The sequence below is a fragment of the Agrobacterium leguminum genome (assembly GCF_005144435.2).
Lineage (GTDB): Bacteria > Pseudomonadota > Alphaproteobacteria > Rhizobiales > Rhizobiaceae > Agrobacterium > Agrobacterium leguminum.
In genome coordinates this window covers 677,719-703,205 of record NZ_CP120211.1, presented here as the reverse complement: position 1 = coordinate 703,205, position 25,487 = coordinate 677,719, and the positions used below count along the sequence as shown (strand labels likewise).

Annotated in this window: 24 protein-coding genes and 1 pseudogene; 13 read left to right on the top strand and 12 right to left on the bottom strand. The window is 60.1% G+C overall.

Annotated elements, in window-relative coordinates:
* The first annotated feature begins 104 nt into the window (after window positions 1–104).
* Window positions 105–449 (top strand): hypothetical protein, encoded by a 345-nt coding sequence (locus CFBP4996_RS03450; protein WP_020809517.1) that lies wholly within the window; start codon window positions 105–107, stop codon window positions 447–449.
* A gap of 155 nt (window positions 450–604) precedes the next feature.
* Here CFBP4996_RS03450 and CFBP4996_RS03445 read toward each other — a convergent pair whose 3' ends face one another.
* Both CFBP4996_RS03445 and CFBP4996_RS03440 read right to left on the bottom strand, forming a co-directional pair.
* Window positions 605–1,801: a ZIP family metal transporter gene (locus CFBP4996_RS03445; RefSeq protein WP_080852416.1), complete on the bottom strand. Its 1,197-nt coding sequence runs from the start codon at window positions 1,799–1,801 to the stop codon at window positions 605–607.
* On the bottom strand, window positions 1,798–2,943 hold the full coding sequence (locus CFBP4996_RS03440) for a multicopper oxidase domain-containing protein (protein ID WP_080853205.1): 1,146 nt from the start codon (window positions 2,941–2,943) through the stop codon (window positions 1,798–1,800). Before CFBP4996_RS03440 ends, CFBP4996_RS03445 begins: the two co-directional genes overlap by 4 nt.
* 440 nt (window positions 2,944–3,383) lie before the next feature.
* Between CFBP4996_RS03440 and CFBP4996_RS03435 the strand changes: the two genes are divergently transcribed.
* Complete coding sequence (locus tag CFBP4996_RS03435) at window positions 3,384–4,496, top strand: pyridoxal phosphate-dependent aminotransferase (protein ID WP_080852418.1); 1,113 nt, start codon at window positions 3,384–3,386, stop codon at window positions 4,494–4,496.
* Window positions 4,497–4,887: 391 nt separating this feature from the next.
* Here CFBP4996_RS03435 and CFBP4996_RS03430 read toward each other — a convergent pair whose 3' ends face one another.
* A complete protein-coding gene (locus CFBP4996_RS03430) occupies window positions 4,888–5,151 on the bottom strand; it encodes an SEL1-like repeat protein (protein WP_003524109.1) in 264 nt (87 codons plus the stop codon).
* 599 nt (window positions 5,152–5,750) lie between these two features.
* Between CFBP4996_RS03430 and CFBP4996_RS03425 the strand changes: the two genes are divergently transcribed.
* From CFBP4996_RS03425 to CFBP4996_RS03400, 6 genes are all read left to right on the top strand, one after another.
* Window positions 5,751–6,089, top strand: a complete 339-nt coding sequence (locus CFBP4996_RS03425) for a DUF2147 domain-containing protein (protein ID WP_003524108.1) — start codon at window positions 5,751–5,753, stop codon at window positions 6,087–6,089.
* A gap of 161 nt (window positions 6,090–6,250) precedes the next feature.
* Complete coding sequence (locus tag CFBP4996_RS03420; RefSeq protein ID WP_080852420.1) at window positions 6,251–6,847, top strand: P-loop NTPase family protein; 597 nt, start codon at window positions 6,251–6,253, stop codon at window positions 6,845–6,847.
* A 158-nt stretch (window positions 6,848–7,005) separates the two neighbouring features.
* Window positions 7,006–7,188: a hypothetical protein gene (locus CFBP4996_RS03415; protein WP_020809511.1), complete on the top strand. Its 183-nt coding sequence runs from the start codon at window positions 7,006–7,008 to the stop codon at window positions 7,186–7,188.
* 10 nt (window positions 7,189–7,198) lie between these two features.
* Window positions 7,199–7,372: a hypothetical protein gene (locus CFBP4996_RS03410; protein WP_003509979.1), complete on the top strand. Its 174-nt coding sequence runs from the start codon at window positions 7,199–7,201 to the stop codon at window positions 7,370–7,372.
* A gap of 105 nt (window positions 7,373–7,477) precedes the next feature.
* On the top strand, window positions 7,478–8,983 hold the full coding sequence (gene amn / locus CFBP4996_RS03405; RefSeq protein WP_080852421.1) for an AMP nucleosidase: 1,506 nt from the start codon (window positions 7,478–7,480) through the stop codon (window positions 8,981–8,983).
* A gap of 59 nt (window positions 8,984–9,042) precedes the next feature.
* The gene (locus CFBP4996_RS03400) at window positions 9,043–9,252 is read left to right on the top strand and encodes a type II toxin-antitoxin system VapB family antitoxin (RefSeq protein ID WP_080853206.1); all 210 of its coding nucleotides are present in this window, start codon (window positions 9,043–9,045) and stop codon (window positions 9,250–9,252) included.
* A gap of 296 nt (window positions 9,253–9,548) precedes the next feature.
* Here the strand turns inward: CFBP4996_RS03400 and CFBP4996_RS03395 are convergent, their stop codons facing one another.
* From CFBP4996_RS03395 to CFBP4996_RS03385, 3 genes are all read right to left on the bottom strand, one after another.
* On the bottom strand, window positions 9,549–10,019 hold the full coding sequence (locus tag CFBP4996_RS03395) for an OsmC family protein (protein WP_080852422.1): 471 nt from the start codon (window positions 10,017–10,019) through the stop codon (window positions 9,549–9,551).
* Between the two features lie 59 nt (window positions 10,020–10,078).
* The gene (locus tag CFBP4996_RS03390) at window positions 10,079–11,455 is read right to left on the bottom strand and encodes an aspartate aminotransferase family protein (RefSeq protein ID WP_162935900.1); all 1,377 of its coding nucleotides are present in this window, start codon (window positions 11,453–11,455) and stop codon (window positions 10,079–10,081) included.
* Between the two features lie 285 nt (window positions 11,456–11,740).
* Window positions 11,741–12,649 carry a diacylglycerol/lipid kinase family protein gene (locus CFBP4996_RS03385; RefSeq protein WP_080852424.1) on the bottom strand — a complete coding sequence of 303 codons (909 nt, stop codon included), beginning with the start codon at window positions 12,647–12,649 and terminating at the stop codon, window positions 11,741–11,743.
* Window positions 12,650–12,884: 235 nt separating this feature from the next.
* Between CFBP4996_RS03385 and CFBP4996_RS03380 the strand changes: the two genes are divergently transcribed.
* Complete coding sequence (locus CFBP4996_RS03380; RefSeq protein WP_080853207.1) at window positions 12,885–14,129, top strand: MFS transporter; 1,245 nt, start codon at window positions 12,885–12,887, stop codon at window positions 14,127–14,129.
* A 282-nt stretch (window positions 14,130–14,411) separates the two neighbouring features.
* Window positions 14,412–15,788 carry a magnesium transporter gene (gene mgtE / locus CFBP4996_RS03375; RefSeq protein ID WP_080852425.1) on the top strand — a complete coding sequence of 459 codons (1,377 nt, stop codon included), beginning with the start codon at window positions 14,412–14,414 and terminating at the stop codon, window positions 15,786–15,788.
* Between the two features lie 171 nt (window positions 15,789–15,959).
* On the opposite strand, the gene CFBP4996_RS03370 is transcribed toward mgtE, so the two are convergent.
* Entirely contained in the window at window positions 15,960–16,796 is an 837-nt protein-coding gene (locus tag CFBP4996_RS03370; protein WP_080852426.1) for an undecaprenyl-diphosphate phosphatase, read from the bottom strand.
* Between the two features lie 120 nt (window positions 16,797–16,916).
* Entirely contained in the window at window positions 16,917–17,306 is a 390-nt protein-coding gene (locus CFBP4996_RS03365) for a winged helix-turn-helix transcriptional regulator (RefSeq protein WP_003524094.1), read from the bottom strand.
* 103 nt (window positions 17,307–17,409) lie between these two features.
* On the opposite strand from CFBP4996_RS03365, the gene CFBP4996_RS03360 reads away from it, so the two are divergent.
* On the top strand, window positions 17,410–18,426 hold the full coding sequence (locus CFBP4996_RS03360) for a zinc-binding alcohol dehydrogenase family protein (RefSeq protein ID WP_080852427.1): 1,017 nt from the start codon (window positions 17,410–17,412) through the stop codon (window positions 18,424–18,426).
* Between the two features lie 87 nt (window positions 18,427–18,513).
* Here CFBP4996_RS03360 and CFBP4996_RS03355 read toward each other — a convergent pair whose 3' ends face one another.
* Both CFBP4996_RS03355 and CFBP4996_RS03350 read right to left on the bottom strand, forming a co-directional pair.
* Entirely contained in the window at window positions 18,514–19,254 is a 741-nt protein-coding gene (locus tag CFBP4996_RS03355; protein ID WP_080852428.1) for a pentapeptide repeat-containing protein, read from the bottom strand.
* Window positions 19,255–19,655: 401 nt separating this feature from the next.
* Window positions 19,656–21,320 carry an electron transfer flavoprotein-ubiquinone oxidoreductase gene (locus CFBP4996_RS03350; protein ID WP_080852429.1) on the bottom strand — a complete coding sequence of 555 codons (1,665 nt, stop codon included), beginning with the start codon at window positions 21,318–21,320 and terminating at the stop codon, window positions 19,656–19,658.
* A gap of 712 nt (window positions 21,321–22,032) precedes the next feature.
* On the opposite strand from CFBP4996_RS03350, the gene argC reads away from it, so the two are divergent.
* A complete protein-coding gene (gene argC, locus CFBP4996_RS03345; RefSeq protein ID WP_137396225.1) occupies window positions 22,033–23,010 on the top strand; it encodes an N-acetyl-gamma-glutamyl-phosphate reductase in 978 nt (325 codons plus the stop codon).
* 143 nt (window positions 23,011–23,153) lie between these two features.
* On the opposite strand, the pseudogene CFBP4996_RS03340 reads toward argC, so the two are convergent.
* Both CFBP4996_RS03340 and CFBP4996_RS03335 read right to left on the bottom strand, forming a co-directional pair.
* Window positions 23,154–23,455 (bottom strand): annotated as a pseudogene (locus tag CFBP4996_RS03340) (cation transporter); the annotation flags it as partial.
* Window positions 23,456–23,578: 123 nt separating this feature from the next.
* The gene (locus CFBP4996_RS03335; protein ID WP_080852431.1) at window positions 23,579–24,292 is read right to left on the bottom strand and encodes a DNA helicase; all 714 of its coding nucleotides are present in this window, start codon (window positions 24,290–24,292) and stop codon (window positions 23,579–23,581) included.
* A 343-nt stretch (window positions 24,293–24,635) separates the two neighbouring features.
* Between CFBP4996_RS03335 and CFBP4996_RS03330 the strand changes: the two genes are divergently transcribed.
* Entirely contained in the window at window positions 24,636–25,448 is an 813-nt protein-coding gene (locus CFBP4996_RS03330; RefSeq protein ID WP_245310899.1) for a hypothetical protein, read from the top strand.
* Window positions 25,449–25,487 lie beyond the last annotated feature (39 nt).

The following is a 25,487-nucleotide window of genomic DNA, read 5'->3' as shown; positions in this document are numbered from 1 at the left end:
TCGAGATCGAGACAGAGAACAGACAATTGCGCGCATTTCCTTCATGCCCTGGCAAGGAAGCGGCGTTAAAATCGGTATCAAAAGAGGCAATCCGGGAGGTTGTCATGGCTTTGCATATGGATCCCCGTCAGAACGTCCCCCAGGACGAGATGTACGAGAAATTTCAGATCGACCGGCCCGGCAAGATCACCTTCATCGGGCATCATCTCAGCGCCAAGGACACCATGCGCTGCCTGGTGCGGACCATTTCCCTTTACGGCGCGGAACTGGATGTCAGTCCCGATCTGGAAATGCCGGCCAATTTCTATCTGGAAATTCTCGGTATCCGCGATGAGATCGGCTGCACACTGATCCGCCGCGAAGAGGAAAAAGTGACGATCGGTTTCAATATGCTGATCGATGCGGAGTTCCTGCACCATGTGCGACGCCTGAGCTTCGAAACATCATGATGACCGCCGTAAAAGCGCGGCTCACGGAATAGGCATGCGAAGCGGCGGGACCGCCACCTCGCTGTAGCTGATAGATTCGGCATCCAAATCTGCCGCCCCATTCTTCCGGCGCACCGCATCGCAGGCAGAGATCGAGACTATCGGGGCGGTCGTCATCATATCTTCACGACCGCCGCCGTGACGTACATGAACATTACTCCCGCTCCGAGACCGCCAAGAACCGCCGGAGACAGGGAGAGAGAAGCGAAGTTGCGGGCGTTGCTGCGGACCATATAGGCCGAGACCTCGACAATGACCTGCAGGATGGCTCCGGCCCCGATGGCGAGGGCGAAAGCTGTCCATTGCGGTGCATAAGCGAGACTGCCGAGCCACATGCCAAGCACCGCCGGGCCGCCAGCCAGAAGGGTAAGCCCGGCGAAAATCCACAATGACGGCCGTTTTTTGAGGATCGGCGCGGCGATGCCGATACCCTCGGTAATGTTGTGGATCGCAAAGCCCAGCACGAGAAACGCACCGAGCCCCGCCGAGCCCGCCGCAAAGGCAGCGCCGATAGCCAGCCCTTCGCCGAAATTATGCAGGCCGATGCCAAGCGCGATGTAAGTCGCGAGCGCAAGCCCGGTCGGCGTGCCATGCCGGCGGCCAACCGCCATCAGGATCAGGAAGGCCGCAAAGGCGCCGAGCACAACCATCACCCGGCCCTGAAACAGCGCCGCCGTTTCGCCGGCGATTTCCAGCGCCTCTTCCGTCATGTCGATGAGAAGATAGAGCAGCAGGCCGATTGTCAGCGCCAGCAGGAAATTCATGCCGCCCTGGTCGACATTGCGCAAAGCGGGATAGAACATCAGGCCGATGGCGACGGGAACGACGCCGACGATGATGCCGACCAGAGCCTGAATCCAGAGTTGTCCGGATGTCGCGGTGGGCGTCGGCACCGCCACGGCGATCTCGTGGTCGAAGCTCGCGCCGGTGTTGGTGACCACGGTGACGGCGTGGGTATCGGCGAGATTCCACGGAAAATCGATGTTGAGCCAGACGGACGCCCCCCTCGGGATCTCGCCCGCAGGCGATTGCGTGAATGTCCAGTAGGCCGCATCCACCTGTACCTGCGCTATCGTCATCGGCTCCGAACCGCCGGCCCGGACCAGCAATTGCAGGCCCCTGTCGTTGAGGATGGTGCGCTCGAAGGTGAGGTTTTCGACGGGCGGCGCGCCGTTGTCGAGCCGCCCGAGCGGGTCGGCGGCGAAAATCCAGGCGATGGCGGCGGCCAGCGCCAGAAGCGGCAGGACGATCCAGATGAGCGTGAGGCCGGAGCGGGCGGGCGCGGATGTTTTCTTCGTTTCCATGACATTCATGACAGCGACTCCACGACGTCGAACATGCCCATCCAGCCGAGTTCGGTGAACTCCGTCTGATGGGGGTGGAACATATAAAGTCCGGGCTCGTGCTCGGCGAAGCTGAATTCCAGAATGCCGCGCTCCGCCTGGCATTGGGTGATGAGGTCGACGGTCTGCAATGTCGGCGTCAGCGTCGTTCCCTGATTGAAATAGTTGAAGAAATTCGCATGCAGATGGAAGGAATTGATCGGATCGAATTCCAGCACGTTGACGAGATAGATGCGCACCGGATTCGAGCGGAGAATTTTGATCGGCTTCTTGGCGAAGGCGTGTGCGACTGTATTGACGGCGTAGAACTCGTTCTCCTCGTCGAAATTGGTGTCGAAAGCGTTCGACACCATCACCATTTCCTGCCAGCCCGCATTTTCCGGCGTGCCGAGCAGGCGCGAGCGGGCGACCTCGGCGTGCTCGGGATGCCGGTCGGGATCCGGATCGATGATGAAGGCGCCGTACATGCCCTTGTGCATGTGCCGGCGCAGCGGCACGTTGTGGCAATGATAGAGGTGGCAGCCGAAGGGCCTGGCGTCGAATTCGTAGGTGAATTCACCGCCCGGATCGACCATGCCCGGCGTGCCCGGAATGCCGTCCATCCTTGCTGAATGAATGCCGTGGAAGTGCAGGGAATGTGGGTGGGAACCGTAATTCCTGAAATTCACCCGGATACGGTCACCTTCCCTGGCGCGCAGGGTCGGTCCCGGCACGCGGCCATTGTAAGTCCAGGCCGGAAACATGACGCCGGGTGCAATCTCGATATCCTTGTCCTCGGCGGTAATCTCGAAGGTGCGAAGGGTGCGCCCGTCAGCGGTGCGCTCCACCGTGCCGGTTTCCCAATCCGTCAGCATATCGTGGGGGTCGAAACCGTTGGTTTTCGGATCGACCTCGCCGACCGTCATCATCGAACCATGCGCGCCGTGGGCTTTCGCCGCGCTATCGGCCGGAGCCAAGCCCGGCGCTGCCGCCCCGTGAGCTGAATGCGCGGTCTGGCCGGAGGCGCTGGTGGCCAGAAGCGCCCCTCCTCCCGCAGCCACGAGCCCGCCGGCGAGCAACCCTCTGCGGCTGACCAGTTCACCCGTCAATCGCGTCGGTGACGTCTTCTTCATTTGCGACTTTCTTTCCATTTTCATCTCTTGCGGCGGCTGTTTGTCGTGAAAACTATCGATTTCATTTGCATTTTTGCAATTAAGAATCATTTGCAATAAAAATAACTATACTCGCCAGCTTATCTATATTCTGCAATTAGGAATTAATTGCAACAAGCATTTGACGAACGGGTGCAACATTGCGGCAATCCATTGCTTTGCCGTCTGCGGAGCCCAGCCTGGGAGGTCGATTTTCAACCGAGATCGTCAAAACCGGGACGTCGCGCCGTGGAGCTAAGCCCCACTGGGACAGCATTTCCAGCCGCCCGTCGCGCCTGTGGACCGGGCATGAGCGTAAATTCCGGCAGGAAGGGGTTTCCAAACCGTCGGAAATCTGACCCATTGTGGCGAATTGAGCTTTGCTCGGAACGAGACTTTCCAACTGCATATCGGATCAAACAATGTCAGCCTTTTCCCGCCTCACGCCGCTTGCCGCTTCGCTTCCCTCAACCGTTCCCTTCGTCGGCCCAGAGGCCATCGAGCGCAACCGCGGCCTGAAGGTTGAAGCGCGTATCGGCGCCAATGAGAGCGGCTTCGGCCCCGCCCCTTCCGTGCTTCTGGCCATGCGCGATGCGGCGGCGGAGACATGGATGTACAGCGATCCGGAAAATTACGAGCTGAAGGAAGCGCTTGCCATCCACCATGGCGTTGCACGCGGCAATATCGCCATCGGCAGCGGCGTCGATGGGCTGCTGGGTGAGATCGCGCGGCTGATCGTCGAGCCGGGCACGCCTGTCGTCACCTCTTTTGGCGGCTACCCCACCTTCAACTACCATGTGAACGGTTTTGGCGGGAGACTCGTGACCACGCCCTATGTCGACGATCACGAAGACCTTGACGGGCTTCTCGATCTCGTCATCCGGGAAAATGCGCCGCTCGTTTATTTTGCCAATCCCGACAATCCGATGGGAAGCTGGTGGGAAGCGAGCGAAGTCGTCGCCTTTGCCCGCGCCCTGCCGGAGACCTGCCTGCTCATTCTGGATGAAGCCTATTGCGAAACCGCGCCGGCCAGCGCCGTGCCGGCCATCGACGCGCTGATCGGCCAGCCGAACATTCTGCGCATGCGCACCTTCTCGAAAGCCTATGGGCTAGCGGGTGCGCGTGTGGGTTACGCCATCGGCACACTCGGCAATGTCGAAGCCTTCGACAAGATCCGCAACCATTTCGGCATGGCGCGCATTTCGGTCGCCGGCGCTTTGGCGGCACTGAAGGATCAGACCTATCTGCATGAAGTCGTTGGTAAAATTTCTGACGCCCGTGAGCGGATTTCGGCAATCGCGCGCAATAACGGCCTTTCACCGCTCCCCTCCGCCACCAATTTCGTCACCATCGATTGCCATCGCGACGGGGCTTATGCCCGCGCCATCGTCGATGGGCTGATGGAACATGGCGTCTTCATCCGCATGCCGGGCGTCGCGCCGCTCAACCGCTGCATTCGCGTGAGCGTGGGGCCGGGTGACAAGCTCGATCTGTTCGAGCAGGCATTGCCGAAGGTCCTCAAGGCGATCGGGTAAGCTCCTACGTCTCCTCATTCCTGTGCTTGTCACAGGAATCTAGTCAGCCCAAGTCCTTGGGCTGGAGGGACTCTTTTCGCCGCGCAGACGCGCGTCGGCTGGATTCCTGTGACAAGCACAGGAATGAGGGTTGGAAAGTGCCGCGCGTTGCACGCATCGATTCAACATTCACCCGCAAGCCCCTGCCCGCGAATCGTTTTCCGGCGAAGAGACATCGCTAAACATAAGAAAACCGCGCCGGCCTTGTTCCTGCCGGTCGCGGTTTGATGTGTCAGCGCAAAAGCCCTTTTCAAAGCCCTCGCCGCGTTCCCCTTCGGGTTTACTTTCGTTTGCGCCGGTCATCGGGACTGGAGGGAACCGGACCGGAAATCTCAATAAAGGCTTGGGTAAATCAGTGCATCGTCATCCAGTCGCGGGCGGCGCGCAGCGCTTCGGCCAGTTCCGATTTCGTCATGTTGCGGGCGAGATCGGCGCGCAGCGAAGCGGCTCTTTCCGATCCGCGGATCGCGGCGATGTTGAGCCATTTATGGGCGGCGATCAGGTCCACCTTGCAGCCCCGGCCGGTCGCATAGACCAGGCCGAGATTGCAAAGAGTGTCGGCGCGGGTTTCGCCACCGGCAGCCATTTCGATATCGCGAATTTCAAAGCGTGCCATTGTTTTAATCCCTGTCCTTCTGCCTGTTTCATCATTCGCCTTCTTGTCGAGGCCATCGTCCGGACCTGCCGTCTTTTGCGGCTTTTTTGTCCTTTCGTCCGGCAGGTTTTCCCTGCGCTTTTGATGAGTTCACTATGCCACGGGGCCTTCAACGGTCGCTTAAAAGGCATGATTAATGCGCCGCAAACAAACTGCAAACGATTGGTAAAATTGGGTTTTCGTTAAATATCACGAGCCGCGGAAATTAAGGACTTTGCGGCGAATTTTACGAAAAGTTTAGAATTGGATTTAAACCCTTCCTTCACCACGATCAAAACAGCGATTTTCCAATTCTCCCTCTTTCGCTCCCCCCGTCGCTGCAAATGCCGCGCCGGGGCCGCAAATTTCTGTTTCCTTTTACGTGAACGTCAAATACTATCCGCCCTGCCCGTCATGAGGATGAAACGGGCACAGGATAGCGCGGTGCAAGGAGCGATCGTTGCGCCGCAGGCGGCTTGGGCCAGAGATGGCGCATTCGCACGCCAAAAGGGTTTGATCTGCGCATCGCGTCTTTGGGCCGCTGGCTCGAGAAAGCCTGCGCGAATTTCGGGAGGAATTTTATGAAGCGTATAATGACGATTGCCGCCGCCCTCATGCTGAGCGGCAACCTTGCCTTCGCCGCCGAGGCAATCGAAGGCAACTGGAAGACCGCCAGCGGCGAAACCGCCGTGATCGGCCCCTGCGGCGGCGCCTTCTGTGTGACGCTGAAGACCGGCAAACACGCCGGAAAACAGATCGGCAAGCTTTCCGGCAAGGGAAACAGCTATTCGGGTGAAATCACCGATCCCGCCAATGACAAGACCTATAGCGGCTCCGGCACCGTTTCCGGCAACTCGCTGAGCATGAAGGGCTGCGTGCTGAAGGTTCTGTGCAAATCGCAGACCTGGACGCGGCTGTAATCGACAGGGCGGCGGGCGGGCTTCTGTCCTGCCGCCTGCGGTCCCGCGCCTGACCGCGCGGTGCGCTGCCAAGGATTGCCTCCGAGACTGCGGGCGCACGCCGCATGGAAGCCATATATCCGTTGATGTATCGTTGCGCCCAACACCAACGAGAGCGACGCATGCGCCCCACCCTTTCGACAATCCTGATTGCGGGCACCTCGCATGTCGGCAAAAGCACCCTTGCCGGCCTGCTGAGCGAAAGGCTGCGCTGCGAAGCAATATCGACCGACAGTCTCGCCCGCCATCCGGGCAGGCCATGGCCGGGCATCCCGGCACCGGTGGAAGAATATTACGCACGGCTCTCGGCGGAAACGATCCACTGGTTCCTGAAGATACATCATCAGAACATCTGGCCGCTGATCCGCACGATGATCGACAGCAGGTCCGGCACCGGCGGTTCCACAATCTTCGAGGGCGCGGCCCTGCGGCCGGAATTGATATCGCCCCTGCTTGGCGGCAGCGTCGCCGGTGTCTTTCTCCATGCCGGCAATGATTTTCTTCTCGAGAGAATGCGCTCTCACGCCCGCTATGAAGATGCAACGGCTGAGAAGCGACGGATCGTCGACGCCTTCATCGAGCGTTCGTTGCGGGAAAACACGGACATGCTGGCATCCGCGCAGGAGCACCGCGTGCCGGTTGTCGATGTGAGGCAGCCTCAGGCGTTCGAGACCCTGCTGACCGATCTTGCAGCACGTACGGAAGCCCCTCTGTCATGATCGAAAAGCGGGTGGCCCACGAGATGCCCGGCGCCATTGCGGCATCAATCCGTCATGTCACCGCCCGTTAACATCCCTGAATGCCATATGAACCGGGGTCTCAGGGTCCGTTCAGTCCGAGTGTGGCAAAACTCTGTCCATCAACTCCAATAAGGGGAATGGACATGGCAAAGCTGATCAGCCGACTGGCAATCTTCGCGTTTCTCATGGCGATCTTCGCCATGTCCTTCGCCTCGCTCGTCGTTAATCCGAACCGCAGTTTCCAGCGGGTGAATGCCGGTGCGGCCATCGCCTGCCAGCACAGCCCCTCGCCCGCCGCCAATTGCCCCGTCGTGTTGTGAGGACAGGCCGATGACGACAAGTTTTTCCAACGGCCTGTTTTCCGCGCTGCGGCTGGTGCTGATGGCCTCGATCTTTCTCGGTCCGGTCGCCGGACTTGCGGTTTACAAGGCCGATCCCCGCCCCGCCTCCAAGGGCGCCGGCTTCGTGCTTTTGATGAGCCTGCAGCGTGGCGCGCTCGGCTGAAATTTCCGCCGACCCGCTGTTATTCGAACTACCTTTTTGCGTTTCTTTTCAGTTTCTTCGTATTTCTGTCGCTTGCCTGTCGAAATTGCCCTCTTATAATGGGCCATGACAATAGCAAAACCAACGATTCCGCCCCTCACCTTCGTCACTCCTGAGCCTTTCGCGCCGCAGACATTCACGGACCCGAAAGAAGCCGTGGCGGCTTTGAACGCGCTTTACGAACGCAACACGGCGTTCCTGATCAATTCCTTCACCGAGCTTGCCAAGGGCGCGCCGATTGCCGGGCGCTACCGCGCCTGCTATCCGCAAGTGAGCCTCGAGACCGCCACCTTCGGCCATGTCGATTCGCGTCTCTCCTACGGCCATGTCACCGCCCCCGGCGTTTACACGACGACCATCACCCGGCCGGAGCTTTTCCGCCATTACCTCAAAGAACAGCTCGGGCTTCTGATGAAGAACCACGGCGTTCCGGTCACGGTTTCGGAATCGGCCACGCCGATTCCGCTGCATTTCGCTTTCGGCGAAGGCGCTTATGTCGAGGCGGCGGCGGCCTCCTCGCTGTCTGACGTGCCGCTGCGCGATCTGTTCGATACGCCCGATCTCAACAACACCGACGATCTCATCGCCAATGGCGAATATGACCAGGTGCCGGGCGAGCCCGCGCCGCTCGCCCCCTTTACCGCGCAGCGCATCGATTATTCGCTGGCCCGCCTCAGCCACTATACGGCGACCAGCGCCAGCCATTTCCAGAACTTCGTGCTGTTCACCAACTACCAGTTCTATATCGATGAATTCGCCGCATGGGCGCGGCAGTTGATGAAGAATGGCGGCGAGGGTTACACGGCTTTCGTGGAGCCGGGCAATATCGTCACCCCCGCCGGTTGCGACAAGCCGGAAACGGATGCCGTGCTCGCGCGCCTGCCGCAGATGCCCGCCTATCACCTGAAGAAGAAGGGCCATGCCGGCATCACGCTCGTCAATATCGGCGTCGGCCCCTCCAACGCCAAGACGATCACCGACCATATCGCCGTGCTGCGCCCGCATGCCTGGCTGATGGTTGGCCATTGCGCCGGCCTGCGCAACAGCCAGCGGCTTGGCGATTATGTTCTGGCGCATGCCTATGTGCGCGAAGATCACGTGCTTGATGACGACCTGCCCGTCTGGGTGCCGATCCCGGCTCTGGCCGAAGTGCAAGTGGCGCTGGAAGGCGCCGTGGCGGAAGTCACCGGTTACGAAGGCTTCGAGTTGAAGCGCATCATGCGCACCGGCACCGTCGCCACCATCGACAACCGAAACTGGGAACTTCGCGATCAGGCCGGCCCCGTCAAGCGCCTGTCGCAGTCCCGCGCCATAGCGCTCGACATGGAATCGGCCACCATCGCCGCCAACGGCTTCCGCTTCCGCGTGCCCTACGGCACCCTGCTCTGCGTTTCCGACAAGCCGCTGCATGGCGAACTGAAACTGCCCGGCATGGCGACGGAGTTCTACCGCACCCAGGTCGCCCAACATCTGCAGATCGGCATCCGCGCCGTGCAGAAGCTCGCCGCCATGCCGACGGAAACGTTGCATTCGCGCAAGCTTCGAAGCTTTTACGAGACGGCGTTCCAGTAAGATCGCGCATCTTCGCCCTCAAGGTGCTGATGTTGGTTCATTCACCTTGGGGCGTCGAAATGCGTGTGACTATCGACCTTGATGACGAACTGATCGCAGAGGTCATGGAAATTACCGGTCTCTCCAGCGCTGAAGCGGCGGTTGAAGAGGCCTTGAGAGAATTTATCCGGATACACCGGCAGAGACGTGCACTTGAGGAACTGCGGGGCATCGGCTGGGAAGGTAATCTCGATGAAATCCGCGATAGTTGGAGCACGGATGAAGCCTAGCAGGCTAAAGATAGAGTGAGGCCGTCATCCTTGGGCTTGTCCCAAGGATCTAAACACGTCGACAAAGTCAATCCGTTGCAGATCCTTGGGACAAGCCCAAGGATGACGTTGGGGTGTTTGGCACGATTCACCATCCCATCTGACGACGCCACGCTCCATTCGTTTCCGGCGCGCCGCGACACGTCTGAAGGTCATGGACCTTGTAGAGAAGTCTAACCGGAAAGCGGTGGGCAGACCCGAGCATGACGTCGAGTGTGAGGTAGGCCGCAAATCGCGGGGAAAGACTGGCGTGAGCCTCAAACCACCTTCACCGTCCCCTCCACGCGGATGGGAAAATTCACCGAGCGTGCGATGAAGCATTTCTCGTGTGCATCATGGTGCAGCTCATCCGCTCTGGCCGGATCGCCTTTCGAAATGGTGATCACCGGTTTCAGCACCACTTCGCTGAATTGCCCCGCGCCATCCTTTTCCATCACCAGCGTGCCTTCGGCATTGTCGACATAGTCTTCAACGATGATGCCATTGACCGAGCAGAAATGCAGGTACCAGAGCTTGTGGCAGGCCGAGAGCGAGGCGACCAGCAGGTCTTCCGGGTTCCAGCGGGAGGGATCGCCACGGAAGGCGGGGTCGGAGGAGCCGGCTATGTCAGCCTTTCCCGAAGTGGAGATCGTGTAGTCGCGTTCATAGTCGCGATAACCCGACGTCCCCTTGCCGCGATTGCCCGTCCATTTCACCTGAACGGCGTAATGATGTTCCTGGCCTGCCATGTTAGTCCTCCCTAAGAGTTTTTCGTCGCATTTTCCGAACGTAAAACCGCTACGCAGTTTTACTGGAAATGCTCCCGCGTATCGCGCAGGTGGTCGAGCCCCTTGCGCAGCGTTTCTATAATCTGGTCCACCTCCGAGCGGCTGATCGTCAGCGCCGGTGAGGCCAGCATGCGGTCGCCGGTGGCGCGCATCACAAGGCCGTTTGCCAGGCAATGGTTGCGCACGGCGGTTCCGATGTCGTCCGGCTTGGCGAAACGCCGGCGCGTCGCCTTGTCGGCGGTAATCTGCAGGCCGCCCATCAGGCCGACATTCACCGCCTCGCCGACCAGTTCGTGATCCATCAGGCTTTTCCAGCCTTCGGAGAAATAAGGGCCGATATCGTCGCGCACCCGCTCCACCAGCCCCTCCTCCTCGATGATGCGGAGGTTTTCCAGGGCGGCGGCGGCGCAGACGGGATGGCCGGAATAGGTGAAGCCGTGGTTGAAGTCACCGACCTCAGACAACATCACCTCCGCCACCCGATCCGAAACGATGACGCCGCCAATCGGCAGGTAACCGGAAGACAGGCCCTTGGCGACGGGCGCAAAATCCGGCTCCACGCCGAAATGCTGGTAACCGAACCAGGAGCCGAGACGGCCGAAACCGCAGATCACCTCATCGGAGACGAGCAGGATGTTGCGCGCCTTGCAGATGCGGGCGATTTCCGGCCAGTAGGTTTCCGGCGGCACGATGACGCCCCCTGCCCCCTGAATGGGTTCGGCCACGAAAGCGGCGACATTTTCCTCGCCGAGTTCATCGATCTTCGCTTCCAGTTCGCGCGCCACCTTCAGGCCGAATTCGGCCGGCGAAAGATCGCCGCCCTCGGCATACCAATAGGGCTGGCTAATATGGGCCACGCCCTCGATCGGCAGGTTGCCCTGCTCGTGCATCCATTTCATGCCGCCGAGCGAAGCGCCCGCCACCGTCGAGCCGTGATAGCCGTTGCGGCGGGCAATAACTTTCGTCTTCGTCGGATGGCCGAGCGCCTTCCAGTAGACTCGCGCCATGCGAAACCAGGTGTCGGTCGCTTCCGAGCCGGAATTGGTGAAGAACACATGGTTCATCTTCGACCCGGCGCGCGACGCGATCTTCTGCGCGAGAAGCGTCGCGGGCGGCGTGGTGGTGCCGAAAAACGCATTGTAATAGGGCAGTTCGTTCATCTGGCGCTGCACGACATCGGCGATCTCGCGGCGTCCGTAACCGATATTCACGCACCAGAGGCCGGCAAAGGCATCGAGATACTTCTTGCCGGTGCTGTCATAGATGAACACCCCTTCGGCGCGCTCGATGATGCGGGTGCCGGCGGCATTCAGCTTGCCCATGTCGGAAAAGGGGTGGAGGTGATGGGCGGCATCGATGGCGGCAAGATTGGACATCGGCTTGGAGATTTCATTCATGACAGATCGCACTCCCATAAAGGCAACGGCGCTCACGCTGCCGCGCCTGCCGAACATGGCCGGGCGGCTTCGATTTGGCAAGGCTGGCGTTTTTTAGGGGGCGGCTTGGACAAGCGGAAGCGGCTGGGTTTCTTCTCCCCGAGGGGGAGAAGGTGGCCCGAAGGGTCGGATGAGGGGGCTAGCTCTCCGAATATCTCGACGCTTGCCCCCTCATCCCGCTGCCGCGGACTTCTCCCCCTCGGGGAGAAGAAACAAGCGGCAACCGCCAATTCGCAGTCAGTTGCGCTATGCGAAGAATGACCGCCCCACCAGCACCTTCAATTCGCCGGCGTGAACCTCCAGCGCCACATCCCGCTCCATCGGCAGCAGTTCGCCATCGATGACGTAGCGCAGGTCATGGCGTTTCTTCGGAAAATGCAGTTCCACATCCGTCACCGTCATGGCGGTCACGGCGGCGTTTTCCTTCAGCCTGCCGCGCAGAATATCAAAAGCGAGTTTCGCGACACCTGAAGGACGCAACGGATCGGCGAGATAAAAGCCGAGATGGCCGCCCGAGACATTGTCCGCGACCATCAATGCGCTCTGGCCGAATTCATTGTTGGAGACGGAAATGGCCGAGACCTTGCGATGCTGCGTTTTGCCGTTGACGGTATATTCCACCTCGAAGACCGGCGGATTGAGGATGACGCTGATGGCGGCGCGGATGCTTGCCTTGATCTTGCCGAGGCGGGAGGCAAAAGCGAGATTGTTTCGGTAACGCACCATGCGCGAATGCAGGCCCGCGGAAAACTGGTGGACGAAGAGCCGGCCATTGGCGCTGGCAATGTCGACACTGGCAATCTCGCCATTCGCCAGCGTTTCCAGCGCCTGGCGAATATCGAGCGGCAGCTTCAGCGAGCGGGCGAAGAGGTTCATGGTGCCGGCCGGAACGATGCCGAGCGCGATGCCGTGTTTCCAGGCGATGGCGGCTGCTGCGGAAATCGTGCCGTCACCGCCGCCGGCAATGATGCCTTCAATGCCCGGTTCATCGGCGGCGCGTTCCATTTCCTCGACGATATCCTTTCCCGAGACCAGACGGCAATCGATGGCGTGGCCGGCGCGGGTGAAGACCTCGCGGGCATGGTCGCAATAGGCCTCCATGTCGGTGGTGCGAAACGTGCCGCCGTCACGATTGAAAATTGCAATGAGCTTCATGTTTCCAACCCGATCCAGTGAGGCAGCCGCGCGTAAATGCCTGACCCTATATAGGGTTCCGAACACCATCGCGTGAAGATGCTCTTTTGCCGAGAATCGCTCTACCGCAACGCATCATTTCATGTTAGGGATCACTTAAGGTCATTTTCATGACCGCGCATCTCCAGTCAGGGCAGACCGCTCCCATACGGTCTTGCCCTTTTTTCTGTGGGCCCTTCCCGCTTTTCAGGTCACGATGAGCCAGTCGAATATTTCCGAAGCCCGCCCTGGCGCGGAGAATGAAACCGTTTACACGGCCGCCCCTGCCGTGGCCCTCTCCCCGCTTGCCATTGCGCTCATCGAACTGGCGCTTGCCGCCGGCGGCTTCGGCATCGGCACCGGCGAATTCGCCATCATGGGCCTGCTTCCCGATGTCGCCACCACCTATGGCGTCACCGTTCCGCAGGCGGGTTATGTCATCACGGCCTATGCGCTCGGCGTCGTCATCGGCGCACCGATCATCGCGGTTCTCGCCGCGCGCATGACGCGCCGCACGCTGCTTCTCGGCCTTATGGGGCTTTTCGCGGCCGGTAATATCTTGAGCGCCGTCGCACCGGATTTCCTGAGCTTCACCGTCCTGCGCTTCATCACCGGCCTGCCGCATGGGGCTTATTTCGGGGTTGCGGCGCTGGTGGCGGCCTCCATGGCGCCGATCCACAAGCGCGCCCGCGCCGTTGGCCGCGTCATGCTCGGCCTCACCATCGCCACCCTGCTCGGCACGCCGCTCGCTACCTTCTTCGGCCAGCTGCTTTCCTGGCGCGCGGCCTTCATGCTGGTCGGCGGCATCGCGCTTCTGACGGTGGCCCTGCTCTGGTTCTTCCAGCCGCGTGACAGGGTGGAGGAAGGCGCCAGCGTCTGGCGCGAACTCGGCGCTTTCCGCCGCGTGCAGGTGTGGCTGACGCTCGCCATCGCCGCTGTCGGTTTCGGCGGCATGTTCTCGGTCTTCAGCTATATCGCCAAGACCACCACCGATGTGGCGATGATGCCGGTTTCCACCGTCTCCATGGTGCTGGCGCTGTTCGGCATCGGCATGAATGTCGGCAATGTGGTCGGCTCGCGGCTGGCTGATATCTCGCTCAACGGCACGATTGGCGGCATGCTCGCCTTCAACGTGCTTGTCATGGCCGTGTTCGGCATGACGGCGGACAATCCTTTCATGCTCTGCCTCTGCGTCTTCCTGATCGGCTGCGGTTTCGCCGCCTGTCCGGCCGTGCAGACGCGGCTGATGGATGTGGCACAGGATGCGCAGACGCTCGCCGCCGCCTCCAACCATTCGGCCTTCAACATTGCCAATGCGCTCGGCGCCTGGCTCGGCGGCCTCGTCATCGCCATGGGTTTCGGTTACGCCTCCACCGGTTATGTCGGTGCGGTTCTTTCCCTTCTCGGGCTTGGCGTTTTCCTCGTTTCCGTCACCGTCGAACGGCGCGAAAAGGCGGCTTGAAGCCGCCTTTTTTACAGCCTGCGCCGCCGCCCCTCGCCGCGGTGCAGAACCTTGCGGAAATTTCATAATCGGGTGCTTGACTCTTTTCGGTTTCAGGCGCAACACGGCCTTACGCGCATGCCGACCGGCACGGCGCGGATTTCAACGGAGCATCATTGGATGTCTAGCGACAGTAGCAGTCGATTGCCTTTGCCGAGACCGGCGAACGTGAACTGATCCGACCGCTGTCGGCTCACCACCGCGTTCGCCGTGATCGGCGAATCGACGGAAAGGTGAGCAATCATGAACTTCCACAACCTCTCCCAGAGGGCCAGCAAGGCCGCACGTCTTCTTCGTAGCGGAAACGCCGGTTCCTCCACCACCATCGCCGAACGCGTCGAGCACCTCAACACGCTTGATGTCAGCGAAGCCGCAACCGCCCTTCTCGCCATGCCGCAGGCAAAGGCTGTCGCCATTCTCGACCGGCCGGAACTGCATGGCGCAGCCGCCATCATCGCCCATATTCCTGTCGAACAGGCAGCCCGCTTCGTCAATCTGATGTCTGACGACCGGGTGGCCGACGTCATGGCGGAAATGGAAGAAGAGCCACGGGCAAAGCTGTTTTCCCGGCTGGACCGCACGACAGCGCTCTCCATCCAGCATCTGATGGGTTATCCGCCGCGTACCGCCGGCTCGATCATGACCACGGAATTCGTCAGCGTGCCGGACAATTGGACGGTGGAACAGACCCTTTCGCACATCCGCGTCGTCGAGCGGTCGCGTGAAACGGTCTATGCCATCTATGTGCTGGCTGAGGACGGAACGCTCTCCACCGTCGTGACGCTGCGCCGCCTGCTGACCGGCGAAGCCGGCGCCTCCATCCTCTCCGTCGCATCGAAGGAAGGCATCGTCTGCGCCAGCCCCCTGATGTCGCAGGAGGATGTCGCCCGGCTGATCCGCAAGCACGACCTTCTGGCCCTGCCCGTCGTCGATGACCGTTCGCATATTCTCGGCATCGTCACCGTTGACGACGTGATCGACACCATGATCGCCGACACGACGGAAGACGCCCACAAGTTCGGCGGTATGGAGGCGCTCGGCAAGCCCTATATGACGATCGGTTTTCCGGACATGATCCGCAAGCGCGCCGGCTGGCTCGCAGCGCTCTTCCTCGGTGAAATGCTGACGGCCAGCGCCATGCAGCATTTCGAGGGCGAGCTGGAAAAGGCCGTGGTGCTGACGCTGTTCATTCCGCTCATCATGTCTTCGGGCGGTAACTCCGGTTCGCAGGCCACCTCGCTCATCATCCGGGCGCTGGCGCTTGGCGAGCTGAAGCTTTCCGACTGGTGGCGAGTGCTGCTGCGGGAAATCCCGACGGGCCTGACGCTCGGCTGCATTCTGGGCGCCATCGGCTTCCTGCGTCTGAGCCTCTGGCAGCAGGCCGGCTTTTATGACTATGGCGAGCACTGGCTGCTGGTGGGCGCCACCGTTTTCGCGGCGCTCGTCGGCATCGTCACCTTCGGTTCGCTCGCCGGTTCCATGCTGCCCTTCGTGCTGCAGCGCCTGCGGCTCGATCCCGCCAGCGCCTCTGCCCCCTTCGTCGCGACGCTGGTGGATGTCAGCGGGCTCATCATCTACTTCTCGGTGGCGCTGGTGATCTTGAGCGGTACGTTGCTGTAAAAAACGAAAGGCCCGCTCCGAAGAGCGGGCCTTCAACTTTTTAGGGCACAGAATAATCTCTCCTCCGTCATGCCGGACTTGATCGCGCTGGACCCCGGATCAAGTCCGGGGTGACGGAGTGCGGATGATGCAACTTTGCCAAAAGCGTCGTTTCAATCGACAAAGCCCTAATCACCCACCCGCGTTGATCACGCCCGTTCCGAGCAGTCCAAGCAAAATAAAACCAATGACCACGCGGTACCAGACGAAGGGCATGTAGCTCTTGGTGGAGACGAGCTTGAGGAAGACGACGATCACGGCATAACCGACAACGAAGGCGATCAGGGTCGCGAGCCCCGTCGGACCCCAGCCAACCGGATTGTCTTCGCCGATGCTTTTGAAGAGCTGGTAAAAGCCGGAGCCGAAGACGGCGGGAACGGCGAGCAGGAAGGAATAACGCGCCGCCGCCTCGCGGGTATAGCCTAAAAGCAGGCCGGCGCTGATGGTGCCGCCCGAGCGCGAAACGCCGGGGATGAGCGCCATGGCCTGCGCGAAACCGAACAGGATGCCATCGCGCCAAATAAGCTGGTTCAGCTTGTAACGCTTCTCACCGATTTTATCGGCAACGCCGAGAACGATGCCGAAGACGATCAGCATCACGGCGGTGATGTAAAGGTTGCGCAGCGAGTGCTCGATGGCATCTTTGAAGAACAGGCCAAGAAAGACGATCGGCACGGAACCGATGATGATGAGCCAGCCGAGCCGGGCATCGGCCTTGTTATACTCGCCGAGGCGAAAGTTCTGCCGGAGCCAGGCGATGGCAATGCGCATGATATCCGACCAGAAATAGACCAGCACGGCCGCTTCGGTGCCGATCTGCGTAATCGCGGTGAAGGCGGCTCCCGGATCCGCGCCGGAGGGCAGGAGCTCCCCGGCGATCCTCAGATGCGCGCTTGAAGAAATCGGAAGAAATTCCGTAAGCCCTTGCAAAAAGCCGAGAAATGCGGCCTCCAACCAACCGATGCTCATGTGTCCTGATGTCCCTGCTGCGAATCGAGATCGCAGCATTATGCATCAATCGGGGCAAATACATGTTGCATCGCACCATGAAAAAGGCGCGCGAAAGGGTGCGCTTTTACCCGTGATTTTTCAGGCGGCCTTTTCCTTCGCTTCGGGAAGGCGGGTATATTTCTCGCCGTTCCTGCACACGACATGGGCGTCGCCCCAGCTTTTCAGCGCCGAGATCACCGGTATCATCGTCTCGCCGAGCGGCGTCAGCGCATAATCCACGCGTGGCGGCACCACCGGAAAGACGGTGCGGGAAATCAGGCCGGCCTCTTCCAGTTCGCGCAGCTGCTTGGTGAGCATGCGTTGGGTGACGCTGGGAATATGGCGGCGCAACTCGTTGAAGCGCAGCGTGCCCTCATTGATGAGGTGATAGAGGATCACGCCCTTCCATTTGCCATCGAGGAAACTTAAAGCCGATTCCACCGGGCAGCCGGGAAAGTTGCCGGTGAGCTTGGCGCGCGGTCGCGACATAACAGTATCCTTTTTGTATGTATCATCACAAAATGTGCATTCTTGCGATCGATGTTCATATGTATCAAGTAAGAGGCACGCAAACAAGCAAAGGAGACTGTTCATGCGCGCCATCGGTTACAGGACCAGCCAGCCCATCACCGCGAAAGACGCCCTTGTCGATATCGACCTGCCCCAGCCGGAAGCGAAGGGGCATGATATTCTGGTGGAAGTGAAGGCCGTTTCGGTGAACCCCGTCGATACCAAGGTGCGCCGCAACCAGTCGCCGGAAAATGGCCAACCCCGCGTGCTCGGTTTCGATGCGGCGGGCGTGGTGAAGGCCGTCGGCGACAAGGCCTCGCTGTTCAAACCGGGCGACGAGGTGTTTTACGCCGGTGTCATCAACCGCCCCGGCTCTAACAGCGAGTTCCATCTGGTCGATGAACGTATCGTCGGCGCAAAGCCGAAGTCCCTGAATTTCGAGGAAGCCGCCGCGCTGCCGCTCACCGCCATCACCGCTTACGAGACGCTGTTCGACCGGCTGCGGGTGAAAGAGCCGGTTCCGGGCGCGGCCAACGCCATTCTGGTTATCGGCGGCGCGGGCGGCGTCGGCTCCATCGCCGTCCAGCTTCTGCGGGCGTTGACCGATCTCACCGTCATTGCCACCGCTTCACGGCCCGAGACGATTACCTGGGTGAAGGAACTCGGCGCGCATCACGTCATCGATCACAGCAAGCCGATAGCCCCGCAGGTGGAGGCGCTCGGTCTCGGTGCGCCGGGCTTTGTCTTCTCCACCACCCATAGCGACCTTCATGCCGCCGACAGCGTGGCGACCATCGCGCCACAGGGCCGTTTCGCGCTAATCGACGATCCGGCCGGCGGTTTCGACGTCATGGCCTTCAAGCGCAAATGCGTATCGATCCATTGGGAAATGATGTTCGCCCGCGCCGTTTTTCAGACGCCTGACATGATCGAGCAGCACAGGCTGCTGAACCATGTGGCCGGGCTTGTCGATGCCGGCAAGATCAAGACGACGCTGACCGAGGTTTTCGGCACCATCAATGCCGCAAATCTCATCAAGGCGCATGCGCTGATCGAGAGCAACAGGGCCAAGGGCAAGATCGTGCTTTCGGGCTTCTGATCGCCGGTGAGGCGTCCGCATCGCGGACGCTTCTCTTCCGCTTATGGAGATGTTTGGGCCGAGCGCAAAAACGCCCGGCTATTCCTGTCAATCGTCGTCCGGATCTTCCGGGCACGGCCAGGAGGCCGGCGCGGTGAGACCGTTCGGCAATTTGGTCTTGGCGTCGCCGCAGGCAATGTCGATCTGCTTCTGATCAAGGCCGGTGGCCATGGAAAGATCGAGCCCTTCGATCCTCGTCAGCAGCAGGAATGCGCTGGTAAAATCCACCGGGCCGCCGAGCTTGGCGCCGCCGAAACGGGCCCGCGACAGATTGGTCAGGGAGAATTTCGAGTCGTTCAGTGTCGCGCCCTCGAAATCGGCGCGGCCGAGTTCAGCCTTGGTGAAATCCGTGCCGTCCAGCTTGGTGTTTTCGAATTTGGTCCGCTGCATTTCAGCATTGACGAATTTGGCGTTGGTGGCGTCAGCGGCGGAAAAATCGCTGCGATAGGCTTCCACCTTGGTCAGATTGGCGCCCTGCAGGTTCGCCTCGCCAAGGGCCGTGCGGATAAGCTTGGCCTTCTCGAGATTGGCGCCCTTCAGCGAAGAACCGCGCAGGTCGGTATAGGTGAAATCCGTGCCGTAAAGCATTGCCGAATCGAGATTGCTGCCGCCCAGCATCAGCAGGCGCTTGTTGCATTCGCGCCAGTCGATGCCGGCCATGGCGTCGGTACGGCAGCTTGCGGCCACCAGCGGACCGCCGCTGAAAGAAACGGCAATCATCGCAAGCGTCGCCACACCGGCAACGAACCCTGTCTTCCGCACGATATTCAGCCTTTGAAAGCCGGACATTCCTTCACTCCCTGTCGTCGGGCGACGGCACTTAGGACCATATGCACATTCAAGGCGTTACCGCATCGCCGAACCACAATCCACGGGCCACGCGACCATGCAACACCCCAACATCCTATATGTAAGAAATCGAAGAGCAATCCACAAATACTGACGGGGAGACGGGCTGTGGACGCTGCTCTTCCGTCATGTAGGGACCTGATCCGGCATCCAGTCACGGCGCGTCTGCGTCGTGGGAAATGAGCTCTTCGATCAGAGGTCTGCCCGTTCCGCAAATGTCGTCACTCCCGGCCGCATGACACAATGGCTCAGAGTGATTGCGAGCGGTCTTCCCACGCTCGACGTCATCCTCGGGACAGGCCCGAGGATGACGGAAGAGAAGGCTTCGGCCGTAATCGCCATCACATATTGGCGTAAACCGGCCCCTCGCCGCCCTGCGGCGGCACCCAGTTGATGTTCTGGTTGGGGTCCTTGATGTCGCAGGTCTTGCAGTGCACGCAGTTCTGGGCGTTGATGACGTAGACTTCCTCGCCGTCCTTCTCCACCCATTCGTAAACGCCGGCCGGACAATAACGCGTCGAAGGGCCGGCAAAGACGTCGTGCTCGGACAGTTTTTGCAGCACCATGTCCTTCACCTGAAGATGCACCGGCTGGTCCTCTTCATGGTTGGTGGAGGAGAGGAACACCGAAGACAGCCGGTCGAAGGTCAAAACGCCATCCGGCTTGGGATAGGCGATCGGCTTGTGCTTTGAGGCCGGTTCCAGGCTCTGCGCATCCGTCTTGCCGTGCTTCAGCGTGCCGAAGAAGGAGAAACCGAACAGCTGGTTGGTCCACATGTCGAGGCCGCCGAGGCCGACACCGATGAGCGTGCCGAATTTCGACCAGAGCGGCTTGACGTTGCGAACCCGCTTCAGGTCCTTGCCGATATCGCCGTCGCGCCACTCAGCCTCGATCTCGGCCACCTCGTCATGGGCGCGGCCGGCGGCAATCGCCACGGCGATCTTTTCCGCCGCCAGCATGCCCGACAGCACCGCATTGTGGCTGCCCTTGATGCGCGGCACGTTGACGAAACCGGCCGAACAGCCGATCAGCGCGCCGCCGGGGAAGGTCAGCTTCGGCACCGACTGGTAGCCGCCTTCGGTGATGGCGCGCGCACCATAGGAAATGCGCTTGCCGCCCTCGAAGGTCTCGCGGATGGCCGGATGCGTCTTGAAGCGCTGGAATTCCTCGAAGGGATAAAGATAGGGGTTCTTGTAGTTGAGATGCACCACGAAGCCGACGGCGACGAGGTTATCCTCGAGATGATAGAGGAAGGAACCGCCGCCGGTCTTGAAGCCGAGCGGCCAGCCGAAGGAATGCTGCACGAGGCCCTGTTTGTGCTTCTCCGGCTTGACCTGCCAGAGTTCCTTGATGCCGATGCCGAATTTCTGCGGCTCGCGATCCCTGGACAAATCGAATTTGGAAATCAGCTGCTTGGCGAGCGAACCGCGCACGCCCTCGCCGATCAGCACATATTTGCCGTGCAGTTCCATGCCGCGAGTGAAGTTCGGGCCCGGCTCGCCGTTCTTCTCGATGCCCATATCGCCGGTGGCGACACCGATGACGGCGCCCTCGTCGTCATAGAGCACTTCGGTTGCGGCAAAACCCGGATAGATCTCGACGCCGAGCCCTTCCGCCTTTTCCGCCAGCCACCGACAGACGAGGCCAAGCGAGACGATGTAATTGCCGTGATTGTTCATCAGCGGCGGCATCATGAAATTCGGCAGGCGAATAGAGCCGGCCGGGCCTAAGAACATGAACTGGTCGTCCTTGACCTCGGTCTTGAAGGGATGCCCCTCCTCTTCGCGCCAGCCCGGCAGCAGCCTGTCGATGCCGATCGGATCGACCACCGCGCCGGAGAGAATATGCGCGCCGACTTCGGCGCCCTTTTCGAGAACGACAACCGAAAGCTCCGGCTCCACCTGCTTCAGCCGGATCGCGGCGGCAAGGCCCGCAGGACCCGCGCCAACGATCACAACGTCGAATTCCATCGCTTCGCGTTCGGGCAGTTCCATCGCTTCCGTCATCTCATCCTCTCCGCATCGCCGGTCCCATCCGGCTGTTGTTATATCCGCTTTCCGGCATTCCCGGCGCATCGCCCGCGCCAGTCAAAAAACCATCCGCGACACCGCATCCACCAGCGCCTGTCTTCGCAAAGCCGGACGCCTTTGTCGAGCTTCTATAGCGGCAAAACATGTCGCACGCCAGTCGATTGTCAGACAACCTGATGATTACGTTATTACTTTTACGTTCACGTAAGTTTTAAATAGAAGCTGAGAGTGTAGGCGTCAAGGGTAGTCGGCATTTGTGCCGCTCTCGCGTCTACCCCCGCAACTGAAACGCCCATTCGGCTAACTTCATCAATGGCGGCGCTTCCGTTTTGCGCCAGAAGCGGACATTGACAGGTGTCACACAGTCTCGCCGTTAGGCCCGAGAAGTGTGAGGGCATGATCAATGCCAGCCGCATATGAATGATCAGTCAACATTCAGCTTGACTATCAATGGGTCTGGTGTCACAGGCCAAAGCCATGTTCAGAAACCCGAGCCTTTGTGATCGACGCCGACGCCGCTGCACCCACGCGGAGGCCTTTGGGCTGCGCGTCGATCAGCGTCCGTCTGTGTGGTGACCGTCTCAACATAGGTTTCACACACCGGAGTGACACCGGCCCGCTTTCCTGAACCCCCGCAGCCCTCGGCTTCGGGGGTTTTATTTTATCCGAATTCCAGAAGGACAGCACAATGAAGATTCGCGCCGGTATTGTCGGTATTAGTGGTTTTGGCGGCGGAGAAGCGATGCGCCTGATCGCGGGCCACCCATCTTTCGAACTCGTATATGCGGCTGGCGAGGGCAGTGCTGGCAGCATCTTGGTTGAACGCTTCCCCGGAGTGCCTGCCCGACTGGCCGATCTGGTGATCGATAAATGGGACCCCGCGACTCTACCGAAACTCGATGTACTATTCGCATCATTGCCGACGGGCACTTCGGCCGAGGCGCTGGCGCGTGTACCCGGTGACGTGAAGATCATCGATATAGGCGGTGACCACCGCTATGCCGAAAACTGGGCATACGGCTTGGCCGATATCTGGCCGGACGAGATCAAGGGGCGGAACCGCGTAGCCAATCCCGGTTGTTTTCCTGCAGCGACGCTAAACGCATTGGCACCCTTGCTGGTCAATGGGCTGATCGAGCCCGGAAACATAGTGATCGATGCCAAGACGGGCATATCCGGCGCTGGTCGGGGCGGCGGCGATAACAAATTCGGCTATGCCGAGAGCAACGAGAACCTTATTCCTTACGGTCTGCTCAAACACGTCCACATGCCCGAGATCGCCAGCACCATCGAGCGGCTGAGCGGCGGCAGCGCGGATGGCCTGGTGTTCACGCCTCACCTGATCCCGATGACGCGCGGTATCCTCGTCACCATCTACTGCAGGGGCCAAGCAACTACGGCGCAATGCCTCGACGCGGCTCGACGCTTCTATGCCGACCGGGCCTTCGTGCGCGTGACCGACAGGCCCCCGCAGACAAAATGGGCTACCGGATCGAACCTGTCGTTCATCAGCTATGCCGCCGATCCCGAACGCAATCTAGTGATCGCCATGGGCGTGGTCGACAATCTCGGGAAAGGAGCGGCTGGTCAGGCTGTGCAAAACGCAAACCTGATCTGCGGCTTGCCGGAGTCCACAGGCCTGGACGGCGCTCCCTTCTGGCCATGAAGTGTTTGTGATTCTACGAAAGTTATCGGTTGTCTTATGGTTGAGTATCATTGGCGAATAGCGGTTGCGTAATCACTCATTTTCGCGACGGGCCGTGTCCGCTTCGGCCCCCAAGCCGACTTAGCTAAAATCACTCTCCAACATCAAACCGCCCATTCCTCATCCGTCGTGAACACGATCGTCCACCAGCGGTCACTCCCCTCGCCGCCCAGCGCATCGCCGATTTCGTCGCGGATCGCGTCCCATTCCTCCAGACGCCGGAGCGGCCAGTTTTTCGGGACGATGAGAAAAGAGTTCGATCTGACGGCCGCGGCCGACGCGGGCGACATAGGAATAGTGCGAGGAGAAACCGAATTTCTCCACCGTCTCGGCCGCCACCCGGTCCACATGCTGCCTGAATTCCAGCGGGGCGTCAGAAGTAGCCCGCCAGCGCCTGTTTCACATTACTTCTACAGCGACGTGGCATTTTGCTGCCGTCTTCTCATTCGTTTCAGGCACGTTTCCGCGCTATGCCGAAGCCAGATTTCAGGAGTGTGACTGCCGCGACCCGTCAAGTCGCGGCAGGCAATCAGGCGACGTCCTGAAGTTGCGCTTCGCCGTCGTGGAGGAAGCACGCCCTGTTAAAAAGGCCGAGATCGACGAAGTTCGGAAGGCGAATATCGCGGATGTCGGGAAGCCGCTTGCTTTCCGGATCGAACGATCTGTCGATTTGCGAAATGAAGCCCAGAACGCAACCTGACCGTCGCGCAAAATCACCGAGGGCTCGTAGCTGCTCGGAAAGAACGGGCTTGCTCCGCTGTTGATCCAGCGCCTGGAGATAGTCGATCACCGCGACTGTTCCCGGTCGCGACCCCGACATCCGATCGATGATGTAGTCCGCACTAATTTCATCGGAAGTGACCATCTGAACTTGGTTGGCGAAGCCGTCAGTCTCCCTTTCAAGCGATTGGAGATATTTTCCCGCCTGTTTTTCGGTCAATTCCAACGTAAACAGAAACGCCTTGCGGCCGTCCCGGGCCGCATCGATCAGAAGTTGAAGACCGAGCATGGTCTTGCCCTGTCCCGGTCGGCCAGCGAGCAGTAACAGGTCGCCGGCATCGAGACGGGAAAGTACCGTTTCGGAAAGTGGCCTGGAAGACATCCGGGACGACAGCATGCTCCACCTTGCAAAGCCCTCTTCTTGCGCGATCTGATCCAGCGCTTCGTTCAGTGGAACATCATTGTTTCGCGCCATGAGCTTTGCACGGCGTTTAAGCTGAAATATCGGTGCAGAAAGTTTCATCAAAGACCTCCATTGCGAGCCGAAACGCAACCCCTCCTCATGCGATGCTCGAACAGATGGTTCGATGATTTGGCGTCACCCTGCATGTGCGATGCTTTCCCGAAAGGAGGGGGGAGGCTTGGGTCTAGCCTGTAGTTGAAAGCTAGCGGGTTGCGCGATTCGCAGCAAGGGGCGCAAGCCATTCGCCACATCGCAATTACCGGATCCTGTCTTCGTAAAGCAGGACGCCTTTGTCGAACTTCTTGAGCGGCAAAACAGGCCACTATAACCGGCCGGCAGATCGTCGGAATTGCTACCTGATGTTGCGCTCGAATTGCGGGCACCATAAAACCTGTCATGCACCATGAAAAAGAACGTTCGTTCAATTGAGGAGAACGCCACCTTGAAGCGATTGATTCCCGCGCTGTTGCTGTTGTCCTGGTTTGGCGCGATGCCCTTGGTGGCAAAGGCCGATGTCTCTTCCGCCAATCAAAACGAATCGGCCGCAGCATTTCAGGGCCTCGACACGCTCGCGCGGGAAACGCGCGCGCAGGGGGATTTACCGCGATTGTCCAACCCCGCTCATGCGAAGGTGCTGGACCGGCTCTGGAATGTGGAGGGGACCCTTGGCAGGCAGCCATACCGCTCCGCCGATGTTCCGGCGCTCATCGCCATAGGCGCGAATGCGGGCGCCGTTCTTAAAACCTATGCACTGTTTACCCCACAGAACGGCAGTCTTCCGGACACAGCGGCAAATACGTTCAAATACCAGGACGAAATCGCACGCGCCGGAGCCTATCTATTACATGTCCAGGCGGCTCAGCTGGAGGCGATTGCCGATTTTGTCGCCGTGCTTCCTGCCGATCAGATGAACAAGGCGCGCCGCGATGGCCTGCGCCAGATGCGCCTTGGCATCATGGAGCAGTTTACCGGACTGACCCTTATGCTGCGCTCACCGGATTTGCGATCCGAGAACCGGCTCATTTTGCTGAACGCCCTCAATGCCAGCGCCATTCCCGTGGTCGCCGCGACCTCCCTTGCCGACCGAACCGCCATGGCCACCCAGATCGACACGATTTTGCCGGGGCTGTCCGGGCTTGAACACGAAAAGGCGCAGGCGTTGAAATCGCTCTTCATGAACCAGAATTGCGACGGGCTTTGCGCGATGGATCGGTAGCCGCTCAATACCCGGTTGACGCAAAGGGGCTGCAACTCC

Bases quoted from the DNA above. Each gene is read 5' to 3' on its own strand.
- CFBP4996_RS03450 (WP_020809517.1), top strand. From the start codon at position 105: ATGGCTTTGCATATGGATCCCCGTCAGAACGTCCCCCAGGACGAGATG.
- CFBP4996_RS03445 (WP_080852416.1), bottom strand. From the start codon at position 1,801: ATGAATGTCATGGAAACGAAGAAAACATCCGCGCCCGCCCGCTCCGGC.
- CFBP4996_RS03440 (WP_080853205.1), bottom strand. From the start codon at position 2,943: ATGAAGAAGACGTCACCGACGCGATTGACGGGTGAACTGGTCAGCCGC.
- CFBP4996_RS03435 (WP_080852418.1), top strand. From the start codon at position 3,384: ATGTCAGCCTTTTCCCGCCTCACGCCGCTTGCCGCTTCGCTTCCCTCA.
- CFBP4996_RS03430 (WP_003524109.1), bottom strand. From the start codon at position 5,151: ATGGCACGCTTTGAAATTCGCGATATCGAAATGGCTGCCGGTGGCGAA.
- CFBP4996_RS03425 (WP_003524108.1), top strand. From the start codon at position 5,751: ATGAAGCGTATAATGACGATTGCCGCCGCCCTCATGCTGAGCGGCAAC.
- CFBP4996_RS03420 (WP_080852420.1), top strand. From the start codon at position 6,251: ATGCGCCCCACCCTTTCGACAATCCTGATTGCGGGCACCTCGCATGTC.
- CFBP4996_RS03415 (WP_020809511.1), top strand. From the start codon at position 7,006: ATGGACATGGCAAAGCTGATCAGCCGACTGGCAATCTTCGCGTTTCTC.
- CFBP4996_RS03410 (WP_003509979.1), top strand. From the start codon at position 7,199: ATGACGACAAGTTTTTCCAACGGCCTGTTTTCCGCGCTGCGGCTGGTG.
- amn (WP_080852421.1), top strand. From the start codon at position 7,478: ATGACAATAGCAAAACCAACGATTCCGCCCCTCACCTTCGTCACTCCT.
- CFBP4996_RS03400 (WP_080853206.1), top strand. From the start codon at position 9,043: ATGCGTGTGACTATCGACCTTGATGACGAACTGATCGCAGAGGTCATG.
- CFBP4996_RS03395 (WP_080852422.1), bottom strand. From the start codon at position 10,019: ATGGCAGGCCAGGAACATCATTACGCCGTTCAGGTGAAATGGACGGGC.
- CFBP4996_RS03390 (WP_162935900.1), bottom strand. From the start codon at position 11,455: ATGAATGAAATCTCCAAGCCGATGTCCAATCTTGCCGCCATCGATGCC.
- CFBP4996_RS03385 (WP_080852424.1), bottom strand. From the start codon at position 12,649: ATGAAGCTCATTGCAATTTTCAATCGTGACGGCGGCACGTTTCGCACC.
- CFBP4996_RS03380 (WP_080853207.1), top strand. From the start codon at position 12,885: ATGAGCCAGTCGAATATTTCCGAAGCCCGCCCTGGCGCGGAGAATGAA.
- mgtE (WP_080852425.1), top strand. From the start codon at position 14,412: ATGAACTTCCACAACCTCTCCCAGAGGGCCAGCAAGGCCGCACGTCTT.
- CFBP4996_RS03370 (WP_080852426.1), bottom strand. From the start codon at position 16,796: ATGAGCATCGGTTGGTTGGAGGCCGCATTTCTCGGCTTTTTGCAAGGG.
- CFBP4996_RS03365 (WP_003524094.1), bottom strand. From the start codon at position 17,306: ATGTCGCGACCGCGCGCCAAGCTCACCGGCAACTTTCCCGGCTGCCCG.
- CFBP4996_RS03360 (WP_080852427.1), top strand. From the start codon at position 17,410: ATGCGCGCCATCGGTTACAGGACCAGCCAGCCCATCACCGCGAAAGAC.
- CFBP4996_RS03355 (WP_080852428.1), bottom strand. From the start codon at position 19,254: ATGTCCGGCTTTCAAAGGCTGAATATCGTGCGGAAGACAGGGTTCGTT.
- CFBP4996_RS03350 (WP_080852429.1), bottom strand. From the start codon at position 21,320: ATGACGGAAGCGATGGAACTGCCCGAACGCGAAGCGATGGAATTCGAC.
- argC (WP_137396225.1), top strand. From the start codon at position 22,033: ATGAAGATTCGCGCCGGTATTGTCGGTATTAGTGGTTTTGGCGGCGGA.
- CFBP4996_RS03335 (WP_080852431.1), bottom strand. From the start codon at position 24,292: ATGAAACTTTCTGCACCGATATTTCAGCTTAAACGCCGTGCAAAGCTC.
- CFBP4996_RS03330 (WP_245310899.1), top strand. From the start codon at position 24,636: ATGAAAAAGAACGTTCGTTCAATTGAGGAGAACGCCACCTTGAAGCGA.